The organism is Acuticoccus kandeliae, from assembly GCF_003073115.1.
The window spans coordinates 743,545-760,092 of the sequence record NZ_QBBV01000002.1; the positions used below are offsets into that span (position 1 = coordinate 743,545).

16 protein-coding genes are annotated in these 16,548 nt (G+C 70.3%); 8 read left to right on the forward strand and 8 right to left on the reverse strand.

The annotated features are described in order from the left end of the window. Nucleotides 1-37 precede the first annotated feature (37 nt). Nucleotides 38-1,342: a ferredoxin reductase family protein gene (locus tag DBV35_RS16095; protein WP_170134960.1), complete on the forward strand. Its 1,305-nt coding sequence runs from the start codon at nt 38-40 to the stop codon at nt 1,340-1,342. Nucleotides 1,343-1,363: 21 nt separating this feature from the next. On the opposite strand, the gene DBV35_RS16100 is transcribed toward DBV35_RS16095, so the two are convergent. After that, nucleotides 1,364-1,759 carry a winged helix-turn-helix transcriptional regulator gene (locus DBV35_RS16100; protein ID WP_108661975.1) on the reverse strand — a complete coding sequence of 132 codons (396 nt, stop codon included), beginning with the start codon at nt 1,757-1,759 and terminating at the stop codon, nt 1,364-1,366. A 100-nt stretch (nt 1,760-1,859) separates the two neighbouring features. Between DBV35_RS16100 and DBV35_RS16105 the strand changes: the two genes are divergently transcribed. From DBV35_RS16105 to DBV35_RS16120, 4 genes are all read left to right on the forward strand, one after another. Next, nucleotides 1,860-2,768 carry a PLP-dependent cysteine synthase family protein gene (locus tag DBV35_RS16105; RefSeq protein WP_108661328.1) on the forward strand — a complete coding sequence of 303 codons (909 nt, stop codon included), beginning with the start codon at nt 1,860-1,862 and terminating at the stop codon, nt 2,766-2,768. A 268-nt stretch (nt 2,769-3,036) separates the two neighbouring features. Continuing rightward, nucleotides 3,037-4,008 (forward strand): Bug family tripartite tricarboxylate transporter substrate binding protein, encoded by a 972-nt coding sequence (locus tag DBV35_RS16110; protein WP_157961790.1) that lies wholly within the window; start codon nt 3,037-3,039, stop codon nt 4,006-4,008. A gap of 86 nt (nt 4,009-4,094) precedes the next feature. Continuing rightward, nucleotides 4,095-4,541 (forward strand): tripartite tricarboxylate transporter TctB family protein, encoded by a 447-nt coding sequence (locus DBV35_RS16115; RefSeq protein WP_108661330.1) that lies wholly within the window; start codon nt 4,095-4,097, stop codon nt 4,539-4,541. A gap of 3 nt (nt 4,542-4,544) precedes the next feature. Next, nucleotides 4,545-6,065, forward strand: a complete 1,521-nt coding sequence (locus DBV35_RS16120; RefSeq protein ID WP_108661331.1) for a tripartite tricarboxylate transporter permease — start codon at nt 4,545-4,547, stop codon at nt 6,063-6,065. Between the two features lie 4 nt (nt 6,066-6,069). Here the strand turns inward: DBV35_RS16120 and DBV35_RS16125 are convergent, their stop codons facing one another. From DBV35_RS16125 to DBV35_RS16135, 3 genes are read right to left on the reverse strand one after another with little or no spacing between them, the layout of a single operon-like run. After that, nucleotides 6,070-6,765 carry a GntR family transcriptional regulator gene (locus tag DBV35_RS16125; RefSeq protein ID WP_342752386.1) on the reverse strand — a complete coding sequence of 232 codons (696 nt, stop codon included), beginning with the start codon at nt 6,763-6,765 and terminating at the stop codon, nt 6,070-6,072. 17 nt (nt 6,766-6,782) lie between these two features. After that, nucleotides 6,783-7,178: a Zn-ribbon domain-containing OB-fold protein gene (locus tag DBV35_RS16130; protein ID WP_108661333.1), complete on the reverse strand. Its 396-nt coding sequence runs from the start codon at nt 7,176-7,178 to the stop codon at nt 6,783-6,785. A 2-nt stretch (nt 7,179-7,180) separates the two neighbouring features. After that, nucleotides 7,181-8,347 carry a thiolase domain-containing protein gene (locus DBV35_RS16135; protein WP_108661334.1) on the reverse strand — a complete coding sequence of 389 codons (1,167 nt, stop codon included), beginning with the start codon at nt 8,345-8,347 and terminating at the stop codon, nt 7,181-7,183. 83 nt (nt 8,348-8,430) lie between these two features. Here DBV35_RS16135 and DBV35_RS16140 point away from each other — a divergent pair, with 83 nt between their 5' ends. From DBV35_RS16140 to DBV35_RS16150, 3 genes are read left to right on the forward strand one after another with little or no spacing between them, the layout of a single operon-like run. Beyond that, nucleotides 8,431-9,207 (forward strand): enoyl-CoA hydratase-related protein, encoded by a 777-nt coding sequence (locus DBV35_RS16140; RefSeq protein ID WP_108661335.1) that lies wholly within the window; start codon nt 8,431-8,433, stop codon nt 9,205-9,207. 1 nt (nt 9,208) lies between these two features. After that, entirely contained in the window at nt 9,209-10,645 is a 1,437-nt protein-coding gene (locus DBV35_RS16145; protein WP_108661336.1) for an aldehyde dehydrogenase family protein, read from the forward strand. A gap of 13 nt (nt 10,646-10,658) precedes the next feature. Continuing rightward, nucleotides 10,659-11,786 carry an alcohol dehydrogenase catalytic domain-containing protein gene (locus tag DBV35_RS16150; protein ID WP_108661337.1) on the forward strand — a complete coding sequence of 376 codons (1,128 nt, stop codon included), beginning with the start codon at nt 10,659-10,661 and terminating at the stop codon, nt 11,784-11,786. Nucleotides 11,787-11,832: 46 nt separating this feature from the next. Here the strand turns inward: DBV35_RS16150 and cofH are convergent, their stop codons facing one another. The 4 genes from cofH to cofE are packed head-to-tail and all read right to left on the reverse strand — an operon-like array spanning nt 11,833 to nt 16,545. Beyond that, nucleotides 11,833-14,244, reverse strand: coding sequence for a 5-amino-6-(D-ribitylamino)uracil--L-tyrosine 4-hydroxyphenyl transferase CofH (cofH, locus tag DBV35_RS16155; protein WP_108661338.1), 2,412 nt, complete (start codon nt 14,242-14,244; stop codon nt 11,833-11,835). Beyond that, complete coding sequence (gene cofC, locus DBV35_RS16160) at nt 14,241-14,855, reverse strand: 2-phospho-L-lactate guanylyltransferase (protein ID WP_108661339.1); 615 nt, start codon at nt 14,853-14,855, stop codon at nt 14,241-14,243. The genes cofH and cofC overlap by 4 nt, the downstream gene beginning before the upstream one ends. Beyond that, complete coding sequence (gene cofD, locus DBV35_RS16165; RefSeq protein WP_205648705.1) at nt 14,852-15,790, reverse strand: 2-phospho-L-lactate transferase; 939 nt, start codon at nt 15,788-15,790, stop codon at nt 14,852-14,854. The genes cofC and cofD overlap by 4 nt, the downstream gene beginning before the upstream one ends. Further along, nucleotides 15,787-16,545 carry a coenzyme F420-0:L-glutamate ligase gene (gene cofE, locus DBV35_RS16170; protein WP_108661340.1) on the reverse strand — a complete coding sequence of 253 codons (759 nt, stop codon included), beginning with the start codon at nt 16,543-16,545 and terminating at the stop codon, nt 15,787-15,789. Before cofE ends, cofD begins: the two co-directional genes overlap by 4 nt. Nucleotides 16,546-16,548: the final 3 nt, after the last annotated feature.

Consider the following 16,548-nt stretch of genomic DNA (forward strand, 5'->3'; position numbering starts at 1 on the left):
TCGGCGTTGATCGACGTGGACGCGGATGCTTGGCGACTTGAGACACTTTTCGAGAGCCGCGTATCTGATCTCCGGCGCGCTGATCCTCACCACGATCCTCTGGATCGCCGGGCGCATCGAGGTCGGCTTCGGCCCTGAATTGTGGCCCTGGCTCGCCCCCTCGCAGATCGCGATGCTGCTCTCCTTCACCTGCGCCGCGCTCGCGCTCCTCGCCGTCGTGCGGGCGCAGGCGCTGGAGCCGCTCTTCGGCGGGCTCGACCAGGGCATCCGGATCCACCGGCGGCTCGGGCTCTGGGCCTTCCTCCTCATGATCGCGCACGTCGTGCTGCTGCTCCTCGACGCCCTCTCGAAGGGCATCTCGGCCGGGGTGATCCTCGTCCCCTTCTGGTCGGACGAGGCGCGCACGATCGACATCCTCGCCTTCTACATCCTCATCGGGCTCGGCCTCTTCGCCTATGAGCGGCGGATGCGGCACGAGCGCTGGCTCGCCCTCCACCGGCTGATCGGGCTCCTCTTCCTCATCGGCACCGCGCACGCGGCGATGGAGCAGAGCACGATCCGCTCCTACGAGCCGCTGCGGATCTGGATCATCATCCTCCTCCTCGCGGGGGCGGCGTCCTGGTTCTACCGGGTCTTCCTCTTCAACACGTTCGGTCCGCGCTACCGCTACGGCGTCGAGCACGCGACGACGCGCGGCTCGGACGTCGTGGATCTCGTGCTGCGCCCGATCGACCGGCGGATGATGTACCAGCCGGGCACCTTCGCCTTCGTGCGGACGCCGACCCTTTCGGCGCACAGGCGCGAGCTCCACCCCTTCTCGATCTCGAGTTCGCCGGTGGAGCGGGACCTGCGCTTCTCGGTGCGCCAGGTGGGCGACTTCACCCGCGCCCTTCCCTCGCTCGCCAAGGGCGACGAGGTGGAGATTTTCGGCCCCTTCGGCGGCTTCACCCCGCTCCGCTTCGCGCCCTACCGGCGCATGGTGTGGATCGGCGCCGGGATCGGGATCACGCCCTTCCTGGGGATGCTGAATTTCGAGGTGTCCAACCGCGATTTCCGCCGGATCTGGTTCTACTACATCACCCGCACGCCTGAGGACGCGGTCTATGACGAGGAGATCCGCGCGCGCTTCCTGAAGGCCGATTCCCTCATCGACTACACCCAGTGGACGACGGCGGACCGGGGCCGGCTCTCCGCCGCGAGGATCGCCGAGGATATCGGCCTCGACGACTATGCGGTGATGCTGTGCGGCAGCTCCGCCTTCGTCGACGACATGGCCGCCCAGTTCCACCGGCTCGGCGTCCCCCACCAGCGGATCATCCTGGAAGAGTTGCAGTTCCGCTGAGGTTCCCCGGCCGGGTCCGCCTCAGCCGGTCGCGTCCGCGTCCGCGTTCCAGCTCGTCCGGGTGACGGGGTCGAACGCGCCGCCGCCGAGCCTTTCGTGGCCCCATTCCATCAGTTTCAAGAGGACCGGCTCCAGCGATCGGCCGAACTCGGTCAGCTCGTATCGATGGCGGACGGGCCGCGACTGGTACGGGATGCGGGCGAGGAGGCCGTGCGCCTCAAGGAGCTTCAGCCGGTTCGCGAGGATGTTGGTCGGCACGCGCTCTTCGCTATCCTGGAGCGCGCCGAACGTATGCTTGCCGTGCCACATCAGGTCCCGCACGATCAGCAGCGTCCAGCGGTCGCCGAGAATGTCGAGCGTGCGCGCGATCGAGCAGCGCGAGCGGAAACCCTTCTGCGGTGTCGTCTCGGCCGTCATCGAATGCCCTCCCGCGAGGCCGCCCCGCACTTGCTTGCAAAACGCAAGTTACTCATCTAGTGAGTCACTTGCACTTTAAAAGTGAATGGGATGCAAGCCCATGGCCGCCATCGGCAACACCCCGCTGATCAAGCTCGCGCGGATCCCGGACGCCACCTGCGCCGACATCTACGTGAAGTGGGAAGGCGCCAACCCGACCGGCAGCATGAAGGACCGGATGGCGCTCGCGATGGTGGAGGGCGCAGAGGCGCGCGGCGAGCTCGGCCTTGGCCGCCGCCTCGTGGAATATACGGGCGGCAGCACCGGAGCCTCGCTCGCGATGGTGTGCGCGATGCGCGGCTACAAGGCCCATTTCGTCTCCTCCGACGGGTTCGCCGAGGAGAAGCTCCAGACGATGCGGGCCTTCGGCGCGACGGTGGAGATCGTCCCCGCGCCGAACCGCGCGCTGACCGCCGCCGTGATCGACGCGATGATCGCGCGCGCGAAGGCCCTCGCCAGCGAGCCGGACACCTTCTGGCCCGACCAGGTCAACAACCTCGACAACAAGCGCGGCTACCACACGATGGGCGAGGAGATCCTCGCCCAATGCGGGCGGATCGATGAATTCGTCTCGGCCGTCGGCGGGGGCGGCTGCCTCTCCGGCAACGCGGAGGTGCTGAAGGATCGCGATCCTTCGACCCGCATCGTCGCCGTGGAGCCCTTCCACGTGCGCAACATCTCCGGCGGCGACACGAGCGGACGCCATGTGCTGGAGGGGATCGGCCTCTCCTTCGTCCCCTCGATCCTGCGCCGCGACCTCATCGACGAGGTGATCGCGGTCCGGGACGAGGAGGCGATCGACATGACGCGCCGCCTCGCCCGCGAGGAAGGCATCTTCGGCGGCATCACCTCCGGCGCGAACGTCTTCGCCGCGCTCCGCCGCGCGCGTGCGCTCGGCCCCGGGCACGCCGTGGTGAGTGTGATCGTCGATTCGGGCCTGCGTTACCTGCGCAACCCCGTCTTCGCCTGACGCGCCGCCTCCTTCCGCTGAGGCTCGGAGCGCGCAACCCGCGGCGCTTCGAACCCGTTTGTCCGTTTCACGCGCGTGCACAAGCGTCGGAACAATGTTGCTCCGCGGTTCCCCTTCCGCTGAGGTGGGTCACGGGATGTACCCTGAAAAAGGGTTTGATTGCGATGTACCTCGTTGTATACGTTGATACGCAATCCGCGAATAAGCGGCGAATCCGCCAGGCATGGCGGGAGAAGGACGAACGGTCCTCGAACACCGGGAGGAACTCATGAACCGTCGAGACGCCTGCAAAATATCGCTCGCCGCCGCCGCCCTCATGTGCGGCACTCTGGCGGCGCATGCGGACTATCCGGAAAAACCGATCCGCGTCGTGGTGCCCTTCTCGGCCGGCGGCGCGACGGATTCCATTGCCCGCTCGGTATCGCAGGTCCTGTCCGAGCGCATCAACCAGCCCGTCACGATCGACAACGTCACCGGCGGCGGCACCGTCATCGGAACGCAGGAGGTCATCAACGCGGCGCCCGACGGCTACACGCTCCTCTTCCATTCCGGCACCCTCGCGATCGACATCACCTACAAGCCGAACAACGGCTACGATGTGCGTGAGGATCTCGTCCCGATCACCAAGGCCGCCTGGGGCCCGTTCGCCGTCCTCGTGCGCCCCGACCTCGAGATCACGACGCTCGCCGAGCTGAAGGACTATACCGACGCCCACCCCGGTGAGTTGAATTTCGGCTCCGGCGGGACGGGGACGATGATCCACCTCGCGAGCGAATATCTCTGGGCCGAGAGCGGGATCCAGGTCACCCACGTCCCCTATCGCGGAGAGGGCCCGGCGACCGCCGCCCTCCTCTCCGGCGAGATCGACGTGCTCCTGAAGCCGCCCTTCACCTCGACCGAGCTGCTGGCCGACAACAAGGTCGTCGCGCTCGCGGTCACGGCGAAGGAACGCTCCCCGCTGATGCCCGAGACGCCGACCGTCATCGAGACCGGCCTCGAGGACGTCGCGGTCGGCCACTGGGGCGGCTTCTTCGCCCCCGCCGGCACGCCCGACGACATCATCTCCTTCCTGAACACCGAGCTCGTCGCCGCGATGGGCGATCCGCGGATCAAGGAGCAGCTCGGCAAGTCCGGCCTCTTCATCATCGCCGACAGCCCGAGCGATTTCCGCAAGGAGATCGAAGAGGAGATCGGCGTCTGGAAAAAGGTGATCACCGAGGCGAAGATCCCGACCCAATAGACGGCAGGCGACGTGACATCGGCCCGACCCGGCGATCCCGGCTCGGGCCGCTCCGCGTGACAGGGGCCGCAACCGGGAGATCCGCCATGGAACGCCGCGTCAATATCGCGGAAGCCGCAATCGCGGGCGGCCTTTTGTTGATCGCTCTCTATTTCGGCTGGCACGCCTTCGACTACGACATGGGGACCGTGCGCAAGCCCGGACCGGGTGCCGCCCCGCTCGCCTCGGCGACGCTCCTCGGCGTCCTCTCCGCAGCGATCCTCGTCACCACAATGTGGGCGCCCAAGCGCGAGGACGCGCCGGATCTGCGGGCGATCCTCCTCGCGATCGCCGGCATCGCGGCCTGGGCGACGCTCGCCCGCCCGCTCGGCCTCCTCCCCGCGACCTTCGCGACGGTGCTCCTCGTCGGCCTCGGCGAGCGGCCCTTCCGGCCGGTGCGCGCGGCGGCGACCTTCGCCGTCATATCGCTCGCGGGCTACCTCCTCTTCGTGAGCCTCCTGTCCACCCCCATCGCGCTGATCGGCCCGTACTGATCCATGGACACCCTTTCCAACCTCGCCCACGGCTTCTCCGTCGCGCTGCAACCGGAAGCCCTGCTCTTCTGCTTCATCGGCGTGACGCTCGGCACCCTCGTCGGCGTGCTCCCCGGCATCGGCTCCCTCGCCGCGATCTCGATGTGCCTGCCGCTGACCTTCTACATGGACCCGCTGATCGGCCTCATCGTGCTCGCGGGCGTGTTCTACGGGGCGCAATACGGCTCCTCGACGGCCTCGATCCTCCTCAACATTCCCGGATCCCCGGCCTCGGTCGTCACCTGCCTCGACGGCTACCCGATGGCGCAGCAGGGCAAGGCCGGACAGGCGCTCTTCATCACGACGATCACGTCCTTCGTCGGCGGCAGCATCGGCATCGTGCTGATGATCCTCATCTCGCCGGCCCTCTCCGATTTCGCCCTCTCCTTCCGCGCGCCCGACTATTTCGCGCTGATGCTCCTCGGCCTCGTCGCCGCGTCCACGCTCAGCATCGGGTCGCCCATGAAGGGGCTCGCGATGGTGGCGTTCGGGCTGCTGCTCGGCTCCATCGGCACCGACGTGAACACCGGCGCGCTGCGCTTCACCTTCGGCAGCACCAACCTGATGGACGGGATCGGCCTCGTTCCCCTGTCGATGGGCCTCTTCGGCGTCGCCGAGCTCCTGTCCAATCTCGGCCGCAAGTCGATCGGCACCAACGAGAAGATCGGTCTGCGCCAGATGATACCGACGCGCCAGCAGGTCCGCGACAGCACCTGGCCGACCCTGCGCGGCTCCGCCCTCGGCGCCGCGATCGGCGCGATGCCGGGCTCGGGCGGCACGATCGCCTCCTTCATGTCCTACGCGGTGGAGAAGCGCGTCTCGCGCCATCCGGAGAAATTCGGCCGCGGCGCGGTCGAGGGGATCGCCGCACCCGAGGCCTCCAACAACGCGGCCGTGCAGACCGCCTTCATCCCGACGCTGTGCATCGGCGTGCCGGGCGACAGCGTCATGGCGGTCCTCCTCGGCGCGATGATCGTCCACGGCATCGTGCCGGGGCCGACCTTCATCGCGAACCAGCCCGACCTCTTCTGGGGCCTCATCGCCTCCTTCTGGATCGGCAACCTTCTGCTCCTGGTGCTGAACATCCCCGTCATCGGGCTCTGGGTGCGGGTGACGCGCATCCCGATGGGCGTGCTGACGCCCTCCGTCCTCATCCTGATGTGCCTCGGCGCCTACGCCGTGAACTCCAACATCTTCGATGTCTGGGTGATGCTCTTCTTCGGCATCGTCGGGGTCGGGCTCACGCGCTACGGCTACCCGGCTGCCCCGGTGCTCCTCGGCTACATTCTCGGCCCGCTGGTGGAGGAGAATTTCCGGCGCGCGATGCTGGTCGCGCGCGGCGACCCGATGCAGTTCTTCACCCGCCCGATCAGTGCGACCCTCCTCGCGATCACCGCGCTCCTCCTCATCCTCGCCTTCCGCGGCGCGATCGTCGCGCGCGGGCGCGGACGACCGCCGGTCGGCCAGGCGGAGGTGGCGGAGTAGAAGCTCAGCTCTCCATCCGCGCGAGGAGCTTCAGCCGCGCGCGGAAGGAGGCCTCGGTGTGCGCCCGGCTCGCGGCCGCCGCGGCATCGACATCGCGGGTGCGGATCGCGTCCACGATCGCCTGATGCTCGTCCTGCGCGCGGGTGAGACGGTCGTCGATCGTGAAGGTGGTGTGGCTGAGGATGTTGAGGGAATCCATCAGCACCCCGACCGACTTCAGGAGGTACCGGTTGTGCGTGGCGTTGTAGAGCGCCTTGTGGAAGCGCCGGTTGTGGTTCGCCATGTCCTCGGAGGTCTTCACCTCGACCCGGCTCGCCTTGACGAGCTCGTCGAGCATCTCGACCTCCGCGTCCGAGGCGTGACGGGCGACGAGCCGTGCCGCCTCCGCCTCGAGGACGATCCACATCTCGTAGAGTTCCATGATCATCTGATGGTCGAGACGCGGGATGACCATGCCCCGGTGCGACTCGTGGACGAGGAAGCCCTCGGCCTCGAGGCGGCGCATGGCGTCGCGCACCGGCGTCCGGCTGGCGTTCAGCTGCCGGGCGATCTCGTCCTCCATCACCCGGTCCCCGGGGCCGACGCGGCCGTCCTGGATCTGGGCGCGGATCAGCTCGTAGGCGGCGAGGCTGAGCGAACTCGAGTTCGTGCCGGAGCCGCTCTTGGTGGATTTTGCGCGCGGAATCGCTCGTCTCCTGATGAGCCGCGCCGCAGGATCTAAGGTGAGACCTTGAACATCGGCAACGGCGTAACCCCGTCCTGTGACGCGCGGAACACCAGCGACACTCTTGCGCCGATGGCAAGATCCTCCTCCGCCGTATCGACGATGTTTGTCATCAGGATCGGGCCATCGTCAAGCCGAACGTACGCAATCACATATGGTTGTTCAGCTTTGGCCATATACGAGTACGAATAAATCTCCCCCGTCCCGGCCGACGTCTCCCAAACTGTATCGCCGAAGCAGAAGGGGCAGAGGCTGCGCGGATAGTGGTGCGCCTCGCCGCAGGACGTGCAGCGGCGCACGAGCAGGCGCCCCTCGCGCGCGGCCTCCCAATAGGGCTCCGTCTCCGGCGTGATCGCGGGGGCCGGGCCGGTGCGTGTCGCGATGATCATGGTCAGCCTTCCCGCTCCAGAATGAGGGCGCCGCCGGCATGGCGGCTGCCGAGCTGCCCGCCGATGCCGGAGACGGCCGCGAGCGCGAGATCCGGCACCTGGACGGCCGGGTGCGCGGTGCCGCGGAGTTGGCGCACCGCCTCGATCACCTTGGTGATGCCGCCGCGATTGCCGGGGTGGTTGTTGCACAGCCCGCCGCCGTCGGTGTTGAAGACGAGGCGGCCCTGGCCGGAGATCAGCCCGCCGTCCGCCACGAAGCGCCCGCCCTCGCCCTTGGCGCAAAAGCCGAGATCCTCGAGCTGCATGAGGACGGTGATCGTGAAGCTGTCATAGATCGAGGCGTAGCGGATGTCGGCCGGGGTCACGCCCGCCATCTCGAACGCCTGCGGCCCCGCCTTCGCGACGGCCGAATAGGTGAGGTCCACCTTGCCGCCGGCCGGGTCCTTCGTCGCCATCCCGTAGCCCTTGAGGCTGACGCGCGGGACGCCGAGATCGCGCGCGACCTCCGGCGAGACGACGACGATCGCCGCCGCCCCGTCCGAGATCACGCAGCAATCGTTGCGGTGGAGCGGGCTCGCGATCATCGGCGAGTTCACCACGTCCTCCACGCTCACGACCTTCTTCAGCATGGCGTGCGGGTTGTGCTGGGCGTGGTGCGAGGCCGCCACCTTGATCCAGGCGAGCTGTTCGGACGTCGTGCCGAATTCGTGCATGTGGCGGGCGGCGACCATCGCGTAGAGGTTCACCGTGGTCGGGCCGAAGGGGAACTCGAACGGGACGTCCGGCGCGTCGTCGCTGTAGGTGCGCGGCGCGGTGCCCGTCGCCATCCCGGACGAGCGCGGCTTGCCGCCGAGCGTGATGAGCGCGACGCGGCAGCGCTCGGCCCGGATCGCCTGGTCGGCCTTCGCGACATGGAGGAGGTAGGAGGAGCCGCCGACCTCCGTCGCATCCATGTGGCGCACGTCGAGGCCCATATAGTCGATCAGCGACAACGGCCCCATGCCGGGCGCGTCGCCCGCGCAGAAATAGGCGTCCACATCCCCCTTCGAGAGGCCCGCATCGGCGAGCGCGCCGCGCGCCGCTTCGGCGTGGAGCTGGGCGATCGATTTGTCCGGTGCGAGCCGCGTCTCGTGCTCGAAAATCCCTGCGATGGTCGCGGCGTGCCTCACGCGCGCCCTCCCCTCTTTCGTTATTGTGCTAGTTTGGATACATCCATATACAACAATACACAACAATGAAGCCGAGGATCCGCATGGGCGATTTTCACCAGACAGAGACGGTGGGGCACATCCTCGTCGTCACGATCGACCGGCCGGCCGTGATGAACGCGCTGCACCGGCCGGCCAATCTCGAGCTGGAAGCCGTCTGGGACGCGTTCGAGGCGGACGACGATCTGTGGATCGCGATCCTGACGGGCGCGGGCGAACGCGCCTTCTGTGCGGGGAACGACCTCAAATATCAGGCCGAGGGGAACGACACGACGATCCCCGTCTCCGGCTTCGGCGGCATCACCGCGCGGCGGATGACGAAGCCGGTGATCGCGGCGGTCAACGGCCTCGCGCTCGGCGGCGGGTTCGAGATCGCGCTCGCCTGCGACATCATCCTCGCGAGCGAGACGGCCGCCTTCGGCCTCCCCGAGCCGCGCGTCGGGCTCGCCGCCGCGGCCGGCGGCCTCATCCGCCTTCCGCACGTCCTCCCGCGCAATGTCGCGAACGAGATGGCGCTGACCGCACGCCGCATGGGCGCGGAGGAGGCGCTCCGCCACGGGCTCGTCTCCCGGATCGTGCCGCGCGACGAACTCTTGAAGGCCGCGACGGATCTCGCGCACGAGATCCTGAAGGGCTCCCCCCTCGCCCTGCGCGCCGCGAAGGATCTCCTGCGCCGCTCGGTCGAGGGCACCGATTTCGAGACACTCTATGCCGGCCAGAAGAACCTGCCCGCCGTGCGCGCCCTTTATGACAGCGCCGACCGGCTGGAGGGCCCGCGCGCCTTCGCCGAGAAGCGCGCCCCCGTCTGGACGGGGCGCTGACATGAGCACCCTCACCGACACCATCGCCCCCGGCGCCCTCTGGGACGGACGCCGCCTCACGGAGGGGCGGCGCCATGAAGTGCTCGACAAGTTCACGCGCCAGCCGATCGGCGAGATCGTCGAGACCTCGTCGGACGAGATCGCGGCGATCGTCGCCTCGCTTGCCGACGCCATCGCCGAAGGCGAGCCGGACGCCGCCGACCGCGCCGACATCCTGGCGCGCGCGGCCGACCTCGTGGAGGCGGCGCGGCCCCGCTTCGTCCCCCTCCTCCTCGCCGAGGCGGGCTTCTCCCAGGCCGAGGCCGCGGCCGAGGTCACACGCGCGGTCGCGACGCTGCGCCTCTCGGCCGAGGAGACGCGGCGCATCAATGGCGAGCTGATCCCCTTCGGGGCCGTGCGCGGCCAGGAGAACCGGATCGGCTTCACCGTGCGCGCCCCTCTCGGTGTCGTGTGCGCGATCACCCCCTTCAATTCGCCGCTGAACACCGTCCTCCACAAGGTCGCCCCGGCCTTCGGTGCGGGAAACGCGGTGGTGCTGAAGCCGGCGATCGCGACGCCCCTCACGGCCTCCCTCCTCGTCGACCTCCTCCTCGAGGCCGGATGGCCGCCGCGCCTCCTCGCGCTCGTCCAGGGGCCGGGATCGGTCGTCGGCAACGCGCTCCTCGCCCAGCCGGGGATCGACTATTTCGCCTTCACCGGCAGCACGGCGGTCGGCCGGCACATCCAGGCGAATGCCGGTCTCAGGCGCACGCAGATGGAGCTCGGCTCGATCGCCTCGGTGATCGTCGCGGCCGACGCCGACCTCGACAAGGCGGCCGCGAAATCCGTCGCCGCCGGCTTCCGCAAGGCCGGCCAGGTCTGCACCTCCGTCCAGGTGATGCACATCGAGCGCGCCATCATGGACGAGATGACGGACCGCATCCTCGCCAGGATCGACGCGATCGTCCCCGGCGACCCGCGCGAGGCCGCAACCACGATGGGCCCCCTCATCAGCCTCACGGATGCGGAGCGGGTGGAGAACTGGATCGGCGAGGCGGTGAATGGCGGGGCGAAGGCGGTGCGCAACGGCGCGCGCGATGGCGCGCTCCTCGCCCCGTCCCTCCTCCACGATGTCGACTCGTCGGCGCGCGTCCTCACCGAGGAGGTCTTCGGCCCGGTGATCAGCCTCGTCCCCTTCGACACGCTCGACACCGCCGTCGCGCGCGCCAACGCGACCCCCTACGGCCTCGCCGCCGGTCTCTTCTGCGGCGATCTCTCCCGCGCCCTCTCGGCCGCGCGCAAGATGCGCTTCGGCGGGGTGCATATCGGCGAGGCTTCGTCCGCCCGGTCGGACGGGATGCCCTTCGGCGGCGTCAAGGACAGCGGGTTCGGGCGCGAAGGCCCGGCCTACGCCATGGCCGAGATGAGCGAAGAGCGGCTCATCACCCTCAATCCCTGACGGAGCGCACGCGATGAAGATGACCGCCGCCATCATGTACGAGCAGGGCCTGCCGCGCCCGTTCGCGCAGAGCCAACCGCTCAAGATCGAGCGGGTCGACCTCGAAGGCCCCGGCCCCGGCGAAGTCCTCGTCGAGATCGCGGGGGCGGGCCTGTGCCACTCCGACCTCTCCGCCATCGCCGGCAACCGGCCGCGCGCGATGCCGGCCGTCGTCGGCCACGAGGCCGCCGGGGTGGTGCGCGAGACCGGCCCCGGCGTCACGCGCTTTTCCGTCGGCGACCACGTCGTGATGCTGTTCGTGTCGAGCTGCGGGACGTGCCGGGAGTGCCGCTCGGGCCGGCCGAACCTGTGCACCTCCTCCTGGAAGAGCCGCGCGGAGGGAACGCTCACCTCCGGCGCGCGGCGCATCTCGCTGAACGGCAAGCCGATCAACCATTATTCCGGCATCTCCGCCTTCGCCGAATATGCGGTGGTGGCCGAGACCTCCATCATCGCGATCCCGAAGGACGTGCCGTTGCAGGACGCGGCTATCTTCGGGTGCGCCGTCATCACCGGGGTCGGCGCGGTGCTCAACACCGTGCCACGTCTCGCGGGCACGTCTGTCGCGGTGGTGGGGCTCGGGGGCGTCGGGCTCGCGGGCCTCCTCGGCGCCGTGCGCGAAGCGCCGGACGTGCTGATCGCCGTCGACCTCAACCCCGCCAAGCTCGACCTTGCGAAGGAGTTCGGCGCGACGCACGCCTTCCGCGCCGACGATCCGGACATCCTCGCCAAGGTGAAGGACCTCACCGGCGGCGGGGTCGACACCGTCTTCGAGATGGCCGGCTCGATCCGGGCGATGGAGACCGCCTACGCGCTCGGCCGGCGCGGCAGCACGCTCGTGTGCGTCGGCCTCGCCCCGTCCGGCAAGGTGTTCGCGATCGACGCGGCGGCGATGGTGGGCGACGAGCGCACAATCAAAGGGAGCTACATGGGCTCGGCGGTGCCGGAGCGGGACATTCCGAAGATCGTGGAGATGTACCGCGACGGCTCCCTCCCCGCCGCGCGCCTGCGCTCGCACGACGTGACATTCGACGGCATCAACGCCGCCTTCGACGCCCTCGCCGACGGCGAGAGCGTGCGTCAGGTGCTGGTCTGCCGCTGATCACGCGCCCCGTGGCGGCGCGCAGCCGCCACGGACCCCGCTGACTTCATTCGCCGGGGACGAGGATCCGCGCCATCGCGCGGCGGCTCCCGATCCGCGCCGTCTTCATCGCCGGATCGCTGACGGTCGCGCCGAGCGGGGGCGCGCCGAAGGAGCGGGCGACCTGCGCGGAGGGCGGCGTGCCGTAGGTGGTCGTGCGCTGGCGCGGGGTGCGGCCGGCGGCGCGGATCATCGCCTCCATCCGCTCCGGCGGGTACTCCTGGCCGTGCGCGGTGCCGGCGGCGCGGCTGATCGACTCGTTCATCAAGGTGCCGCCGAGATCGTTGACGCCCGCCGCGAGCGCCCGCTGCACCCCGTCCGGCCCCATCTTCACCCAGGACGTCTGGATGTTGCCGATCGCGCCGTGAAGGGCGAGGCGCGCGACGGCGTGCATCAGCACCGCCTCGCGCAGGCTCGGCCCCTGCCGCGCCTGGCCGCGCCGGTAGAGCGGCGCCTCCATGTGCACGAACGGGAGGGGGACGAACTCGGTGAAGCCGCCCGTCTCCTCCTGCAGCGCGCGGATGCGGTTGAGGTGGGCCGCCCAGTCCGCATAGGTCTCGATGTGGCCGAACATGATCGTCGCGGTCGTGGAGAGCCCGGTGCGGTGCGCGGTCCGGATCACGTCGAGCCACCCGTCGGTGCCGAGCTTTCCGGGACAGAGCGTCTCGCGCACGCGGTCCTCCAGGATCTCCGCCGCCGTGCCGGGGAGCGTGCCGAGCCCCGCCTCCTTCAGCGCCGCAAGGAAGGCGGCGACGGGCATGTCGAGGCTCGCCGCCCCTTGCGCGACCTCCAGCGGCGAGAAGGCGTGGATGTGGAGGCCGGGGACCGCCTGCTTCACCGCGCGGCAGATGGAGAGATAGGTCTTGCCCGAATAGTCCGGGTGGATGCCGCCCTGCATGCAGACCTCGGTCGCCCCGCGCGCCGCGGCTTCCTCGGCCCGGCGGATGATCTCGCCCATCGTGAGATCGTATGGCGCGCCGCGCAGGTCCCGGTCCCGGCTCCCCTTCGAGAAGGCGCAGAAGCGGCACGAATAGGAGCAGACGTTGGTGTAGTTGATGTTGCGCGTGACGACATAGGTGACCGTGTCGCCGGCGACCTCGCGGCGCAGCGCATCGGCGGCGCGGCACACATCGTCCGCTGCCCCGCCCCGCGCCTCGAAGAGGGCGACGAGGCCGTCCGCATCGATCCCCCGTCCCCGGACGCCCGCATCGATCGCGCGGACGAGCGCGCCGGAGGCCCCGATCGCGGGCGCTGGAAAGCCGCTCATGTCGCGCGTCTCGCCGACCCGCCACGGCCCTTCATGCGCCAAGCCCGCCCCGTCCGCCCGCCGCAGCACGGCCGCGCGCACGGCCGGCGCCAGCCACTCGGCCGTCGCGTGGCCGGGATAGACCGCGAGGCGGGGGGCGAGTGCCTTGCCGGCCGCCGCCGTCTCGTCCGACAGCGCCTTGAGGGCGGGCCAGGGCGCCTCGGGGTTCACGTGGTCGACAGTGACGGGCGAGACCCCGCCCCAGTCGTTGAGCCCCGCGCCGATGAGCGCGTCGATGGCCTCCGGCCGGAGGTTCGGCGGGGCCTGGATCGACATCGCGGGGCCGAAGATCAGCCGCGCCACCGCGATGGTCCAGCGGTGGTCGTCGAGGTCGGGCTCGGGATGATGCGCCATCCGCGTGCCGGGCTTGGCGCGGAAATTCTGGACGATCAGCTCCTGGATGTGGCCGTGCCGGTCGTGAAGATCGCGCAGCGCGAGGAGCGCCTCCACGCGCTCGCGCCGCGTCTCGCCGATGCCGATGAGGATGCCGGAGGTGAAGGGCACCCTCGCCCGCCCCGCCGCCTCGATTGCGGCGAGCCGCGCGGCCGGCACCTTGTCTGGCGAGCCGTGGTGGGCGGCACCGGGGGCGCAGAGGCGGTCGGACGCGCTTTCCAGCATGATCCCCTGCGAGGCCGACACCTCGCGAAGCGCGCGGATCTCGGCCTCCTCCATCACGCCCGCATTGATGTGCGGCAGAAGGCCGGTCTCCTCCATCACGCGCCGCGCGACGCGGGTGAGATAGTGGGCGGTCGTCGCGTGCCCCATCGCGGCGAGCGCGTCACGGGCGGCGCGGTAGCGCAGCTCCGGCTTGTCGCCGAGGGTGAAGAGGGCCTCGTCGCACCCGGCGGCGGCCCCGGCGCGGGCGATCTCCATCACCGCCTCTTCCGAGAGGTAGGGCGATGCGAGCGCCTTCGGGGCCTTCGCGAAGGTGCAGTAGTGGCACACGTCCCGGCACAGCATGGTGAGCGGGATGAACACCTTGCGCGAGACGGTGACGATGTTGCCGAAGCCGGCATCGCGCAGCCGCGCGGCCTCATCGCAGAGCGCTGCGGTGTCGGTGCGCGCGGCGAGCGCGAGCGCTTCGGCGTCCGACGGGCGGGTCCAGTCTGTCATGGCAATGCGGGCTCGGTTGCGGGGCGCGGCGGGGTCAGGGCGGCGCGCGTGAGGTCGTCGGGCGTGTCGACGTCGAGGGACAGCTCGATCCGCTCCACGCACGCCGCGCCCGGAAGGCCGACGCGGTGGAGGAGATAGCTCCCCGGCCCGTAGCAGAAGCGGGGGATCGCCCGCGCCGGGAAGGCCATGGCGTTGGTGCCGGTGCCGTGGATGTCGGGCGCGATCGCGGCGCCACCGGCGGCATCGGCGGCGGCGAGGAAGGCCTCGCACACCGCGGCGTCGAGGAAAGGCAGGTCCGCCGGGAGCACGAAGAGCGCCTCGTGCCCGGCCGCCGCGAGCTGGCGGCACCCGGCGCGGACGGCGGCGTTGAGCCCACCCCGCTCGGGCTCCGCGAGAACCATCGCGCCGCATTCGCGGGCGAGCGCGTCGACCCGCCGGTCGCGCGTGATGATCGCGATGGCCGCGACACGCTCCGCTCCGGCGAGGGCGGCGAGCACGCTCCGCAGCATCGCGAGCTGCAGGTCCGCGCGCTGGGCGGGGGTGAGGGTCGGCGAGAGGCGCGACTTGCACCGGTCGAGCGACTTCACCGGGACGAGCGCGGCATATCTCATGACGCCACCATCACCGCCGCCAGCGCCTCCCGCGCGAGGCGGGCGCGGCCGGCGCGGTCGGCCATCATCACGTCGCAGGCATGGACGGCGATCCCCGGCACGCTGAACCCCGCATCGGCCGGATCGGCGAGGAAGACATCGACGAGGCCCTCATAGTGGCGCGCGACGGTCTCGGCCGTCACGCCAAGCCCGCGCTCGGCCATGATCTTCGCGAGCGGCCCCTTCACCGCCTTGTTGCCGATGATCGGGGAGACCGCGATCCGGGGGCATTTCAGCCCCTCGATCGCCGCGCGCATGCCGGGAATAGCGAGGATCGGGTCGAGCGAGAGGTACGGGTTCGACGGGGCGATCACGAGCGCCGCAAGGTCCGGGTCCGCGAGCGCGGCCTCCACCTCCGGGCTCAGCCGCGCCGCGTCCGCGCCGGCGAAGGACAGGGCCCGGAGCGCGGGCTCGCACCGGCGGCGGACGAAATAATCCTGGAAGGGCATCGGCCCCTCGTCGGTCTCGCAGAGCGTCGCGAGGGGATCGTCGGTCGCGGGGAGGAGCCGCGCGCCCGCGCCGAGCGCCTCGGCGAGGCGGGCGGTGATGGCGGTGAGACGCTCCCCCCGCGCCAGCGCCTCGGTGCGCAGGACGTGGGTCGCGAGATCCTTGTCGCCGAGCTGGAACCAGGCCGGGCCGCCCGCCGCGGCGAGCGCCGCCATGAACGACCACGTCTCGTCCCGCCGCCCCCACCCCTTCGCGGGATCCTCGAGGTTCGAGAGCGTGTAGAGGACGGTGTCGAGATCCGGCGAGATCCTGAGGCCGACATGGGTGAAGTCGTCGCCGACATTGACGATCGCGGTCAGCCGGCCGGGGCCGAGCGCGGCGGCGAGCCCGCCGGCCATCCGCGCCCCGCCGACGCCGCCGCACAGGACGATGACGCGTCCCCCGCTCACAGGAACATGTCCTCGGCCTCTGGGCGGATCGCGTCGGCCGCGCGTTGCGGCGACGGCCGCCACGCGAAGCCGCGGATGAGGGCCATCGGCGTCCCCTCGTCCGCCTCGCCCAGCGCGAGCACGGCGGCGGCGGCCAGCGCGTCGGCGATCGCGGGCATCGTCGACTGCATCGTGCGGCCGCAAAGGTCGACCCCGCCGCGCTGGTCGAGGAAGGCGGGCGGGCCCGACTGGCCGATCGCGGTGCCGAGGGTGCCGATCCGCCAGGCGCGGCCGAAACTGTCGGTGACGAGGATGCCGAGACGGCGCCCCGTGGCGGCCTCCAGCTTGGCGCGCAGCCTCATGGCCGAGGCGTCGGGGTCTTCGGGGAGGAGGAGGACGAGCCCGTCCTCGCCTGTGTTCGACTGGTCGACCGCCGCGTTCGCGACGACATGGCCGAGCCGGTTGCGCGCAATGACGACGCCCGGCCGCTGGCGCAGCACCGACCGGCTCTCGGAGAGGACGAGCTCGCAGAGCGCCGGGTCCTTCCCCGTCACGCGCGCGAGGTCTTGCGCCACCTCGCCGGGGCGGACGGACGCGAGCCGCCGCCCCCGCCCCTCGGCCTTCGAGACGATCTTGTGGCAAAGGACGAGGATGTCCCCGTCCTCGAAGGAAAGGCCCGTCGCTTCCATCGCCGCCATGGCGATGGCGGCGAGATCGTCGCCCGTCGCGACGAGCGGGATGTCGCGCAGCACATGGACCGAAAAGCCGCCGGCCATCGC

Coding starts and splice junctions, on each gene's coding strand:
- DBV35_RS16100 (WP_108661975.1), bottom strand. CDS start 1,759: ATGACGGCCGAGACGACACCGCAGAAGGGTTTCCGCTCGCGCTGCTCG.
- DBV35_RS16105 (WP_108661328.1), top strand. CDS start 1,860: ATGGCCGCCATCGGCAACACCCCGCTGATCAAGCTCGCGCGGATCCCG.
- DBV35_RS16110 (WP_157961790.1), top strand. CDS start 3,037: ATGAACCGTCGAGACGCCTGCAAAATATCGCTCGCCGCCGCCGCCCTC.
- DBV35_RS16115 (WP_108661330.1), top strand. CDS start 4,095: ATGGAACGCCGCGTCAATATCGCGGAAGCCGCAATCGCGGGCGGCCTT.
- DBV35_RS16120 (WP_108661331.1), top strand. CDS start 4,545: ATGGACACCCTTTCCAACCTCGCCCACGGCTTCTCCGTCGCGCTGCAA.
- DBV35_RS16130 (WP_108661333.1), bottom strand. CDS start 7,178: ATGATCATCGCGACACGCACCGGCCCGGCCCCCGCGATCACGCCGGAG.
- DBV35_RS16140 (WP_108661335.1), top strand. CDS start 8,431: ATGGGCGATTTTCACCAGACAGAGACGGTGGGGCACATCCTCGTCGTC.
- DBV35_RS16145 (WP_108661336.1), top strand. CDS start 9,209: ATGAGCACCCTCACCGACACCATCGCCCCCGGCGCCCTCTGGGACGGA.
- DBV35_RS16150 (WP_108661337.1), top strand. CDS start 10,659: ATGAAGATGACCGCCGCCATCATGTACGAGCAGGGCCTGCCGCGCCCG.
- cofH (WP_108661338.1), bottom strand. CDS start 14,244: ATGACAGACTGGACCCGCCCGTCGGACGCCGAAGCGCTCGCGCTCGCC.
- cofC (WP_108661339.1), bottom strand. CDS start 14,855: ATGAGATATGCCGCGCTCGTCCCGGTGAAGTCGCTCGACCGGTGCAAG.
- cofE (WP_108661340.1), bottom strand. CDS start 16,545: ATGGCCGGCGGCTTTTCGGTCCATGTGCTGCGCGACATCCCGCTCGTC.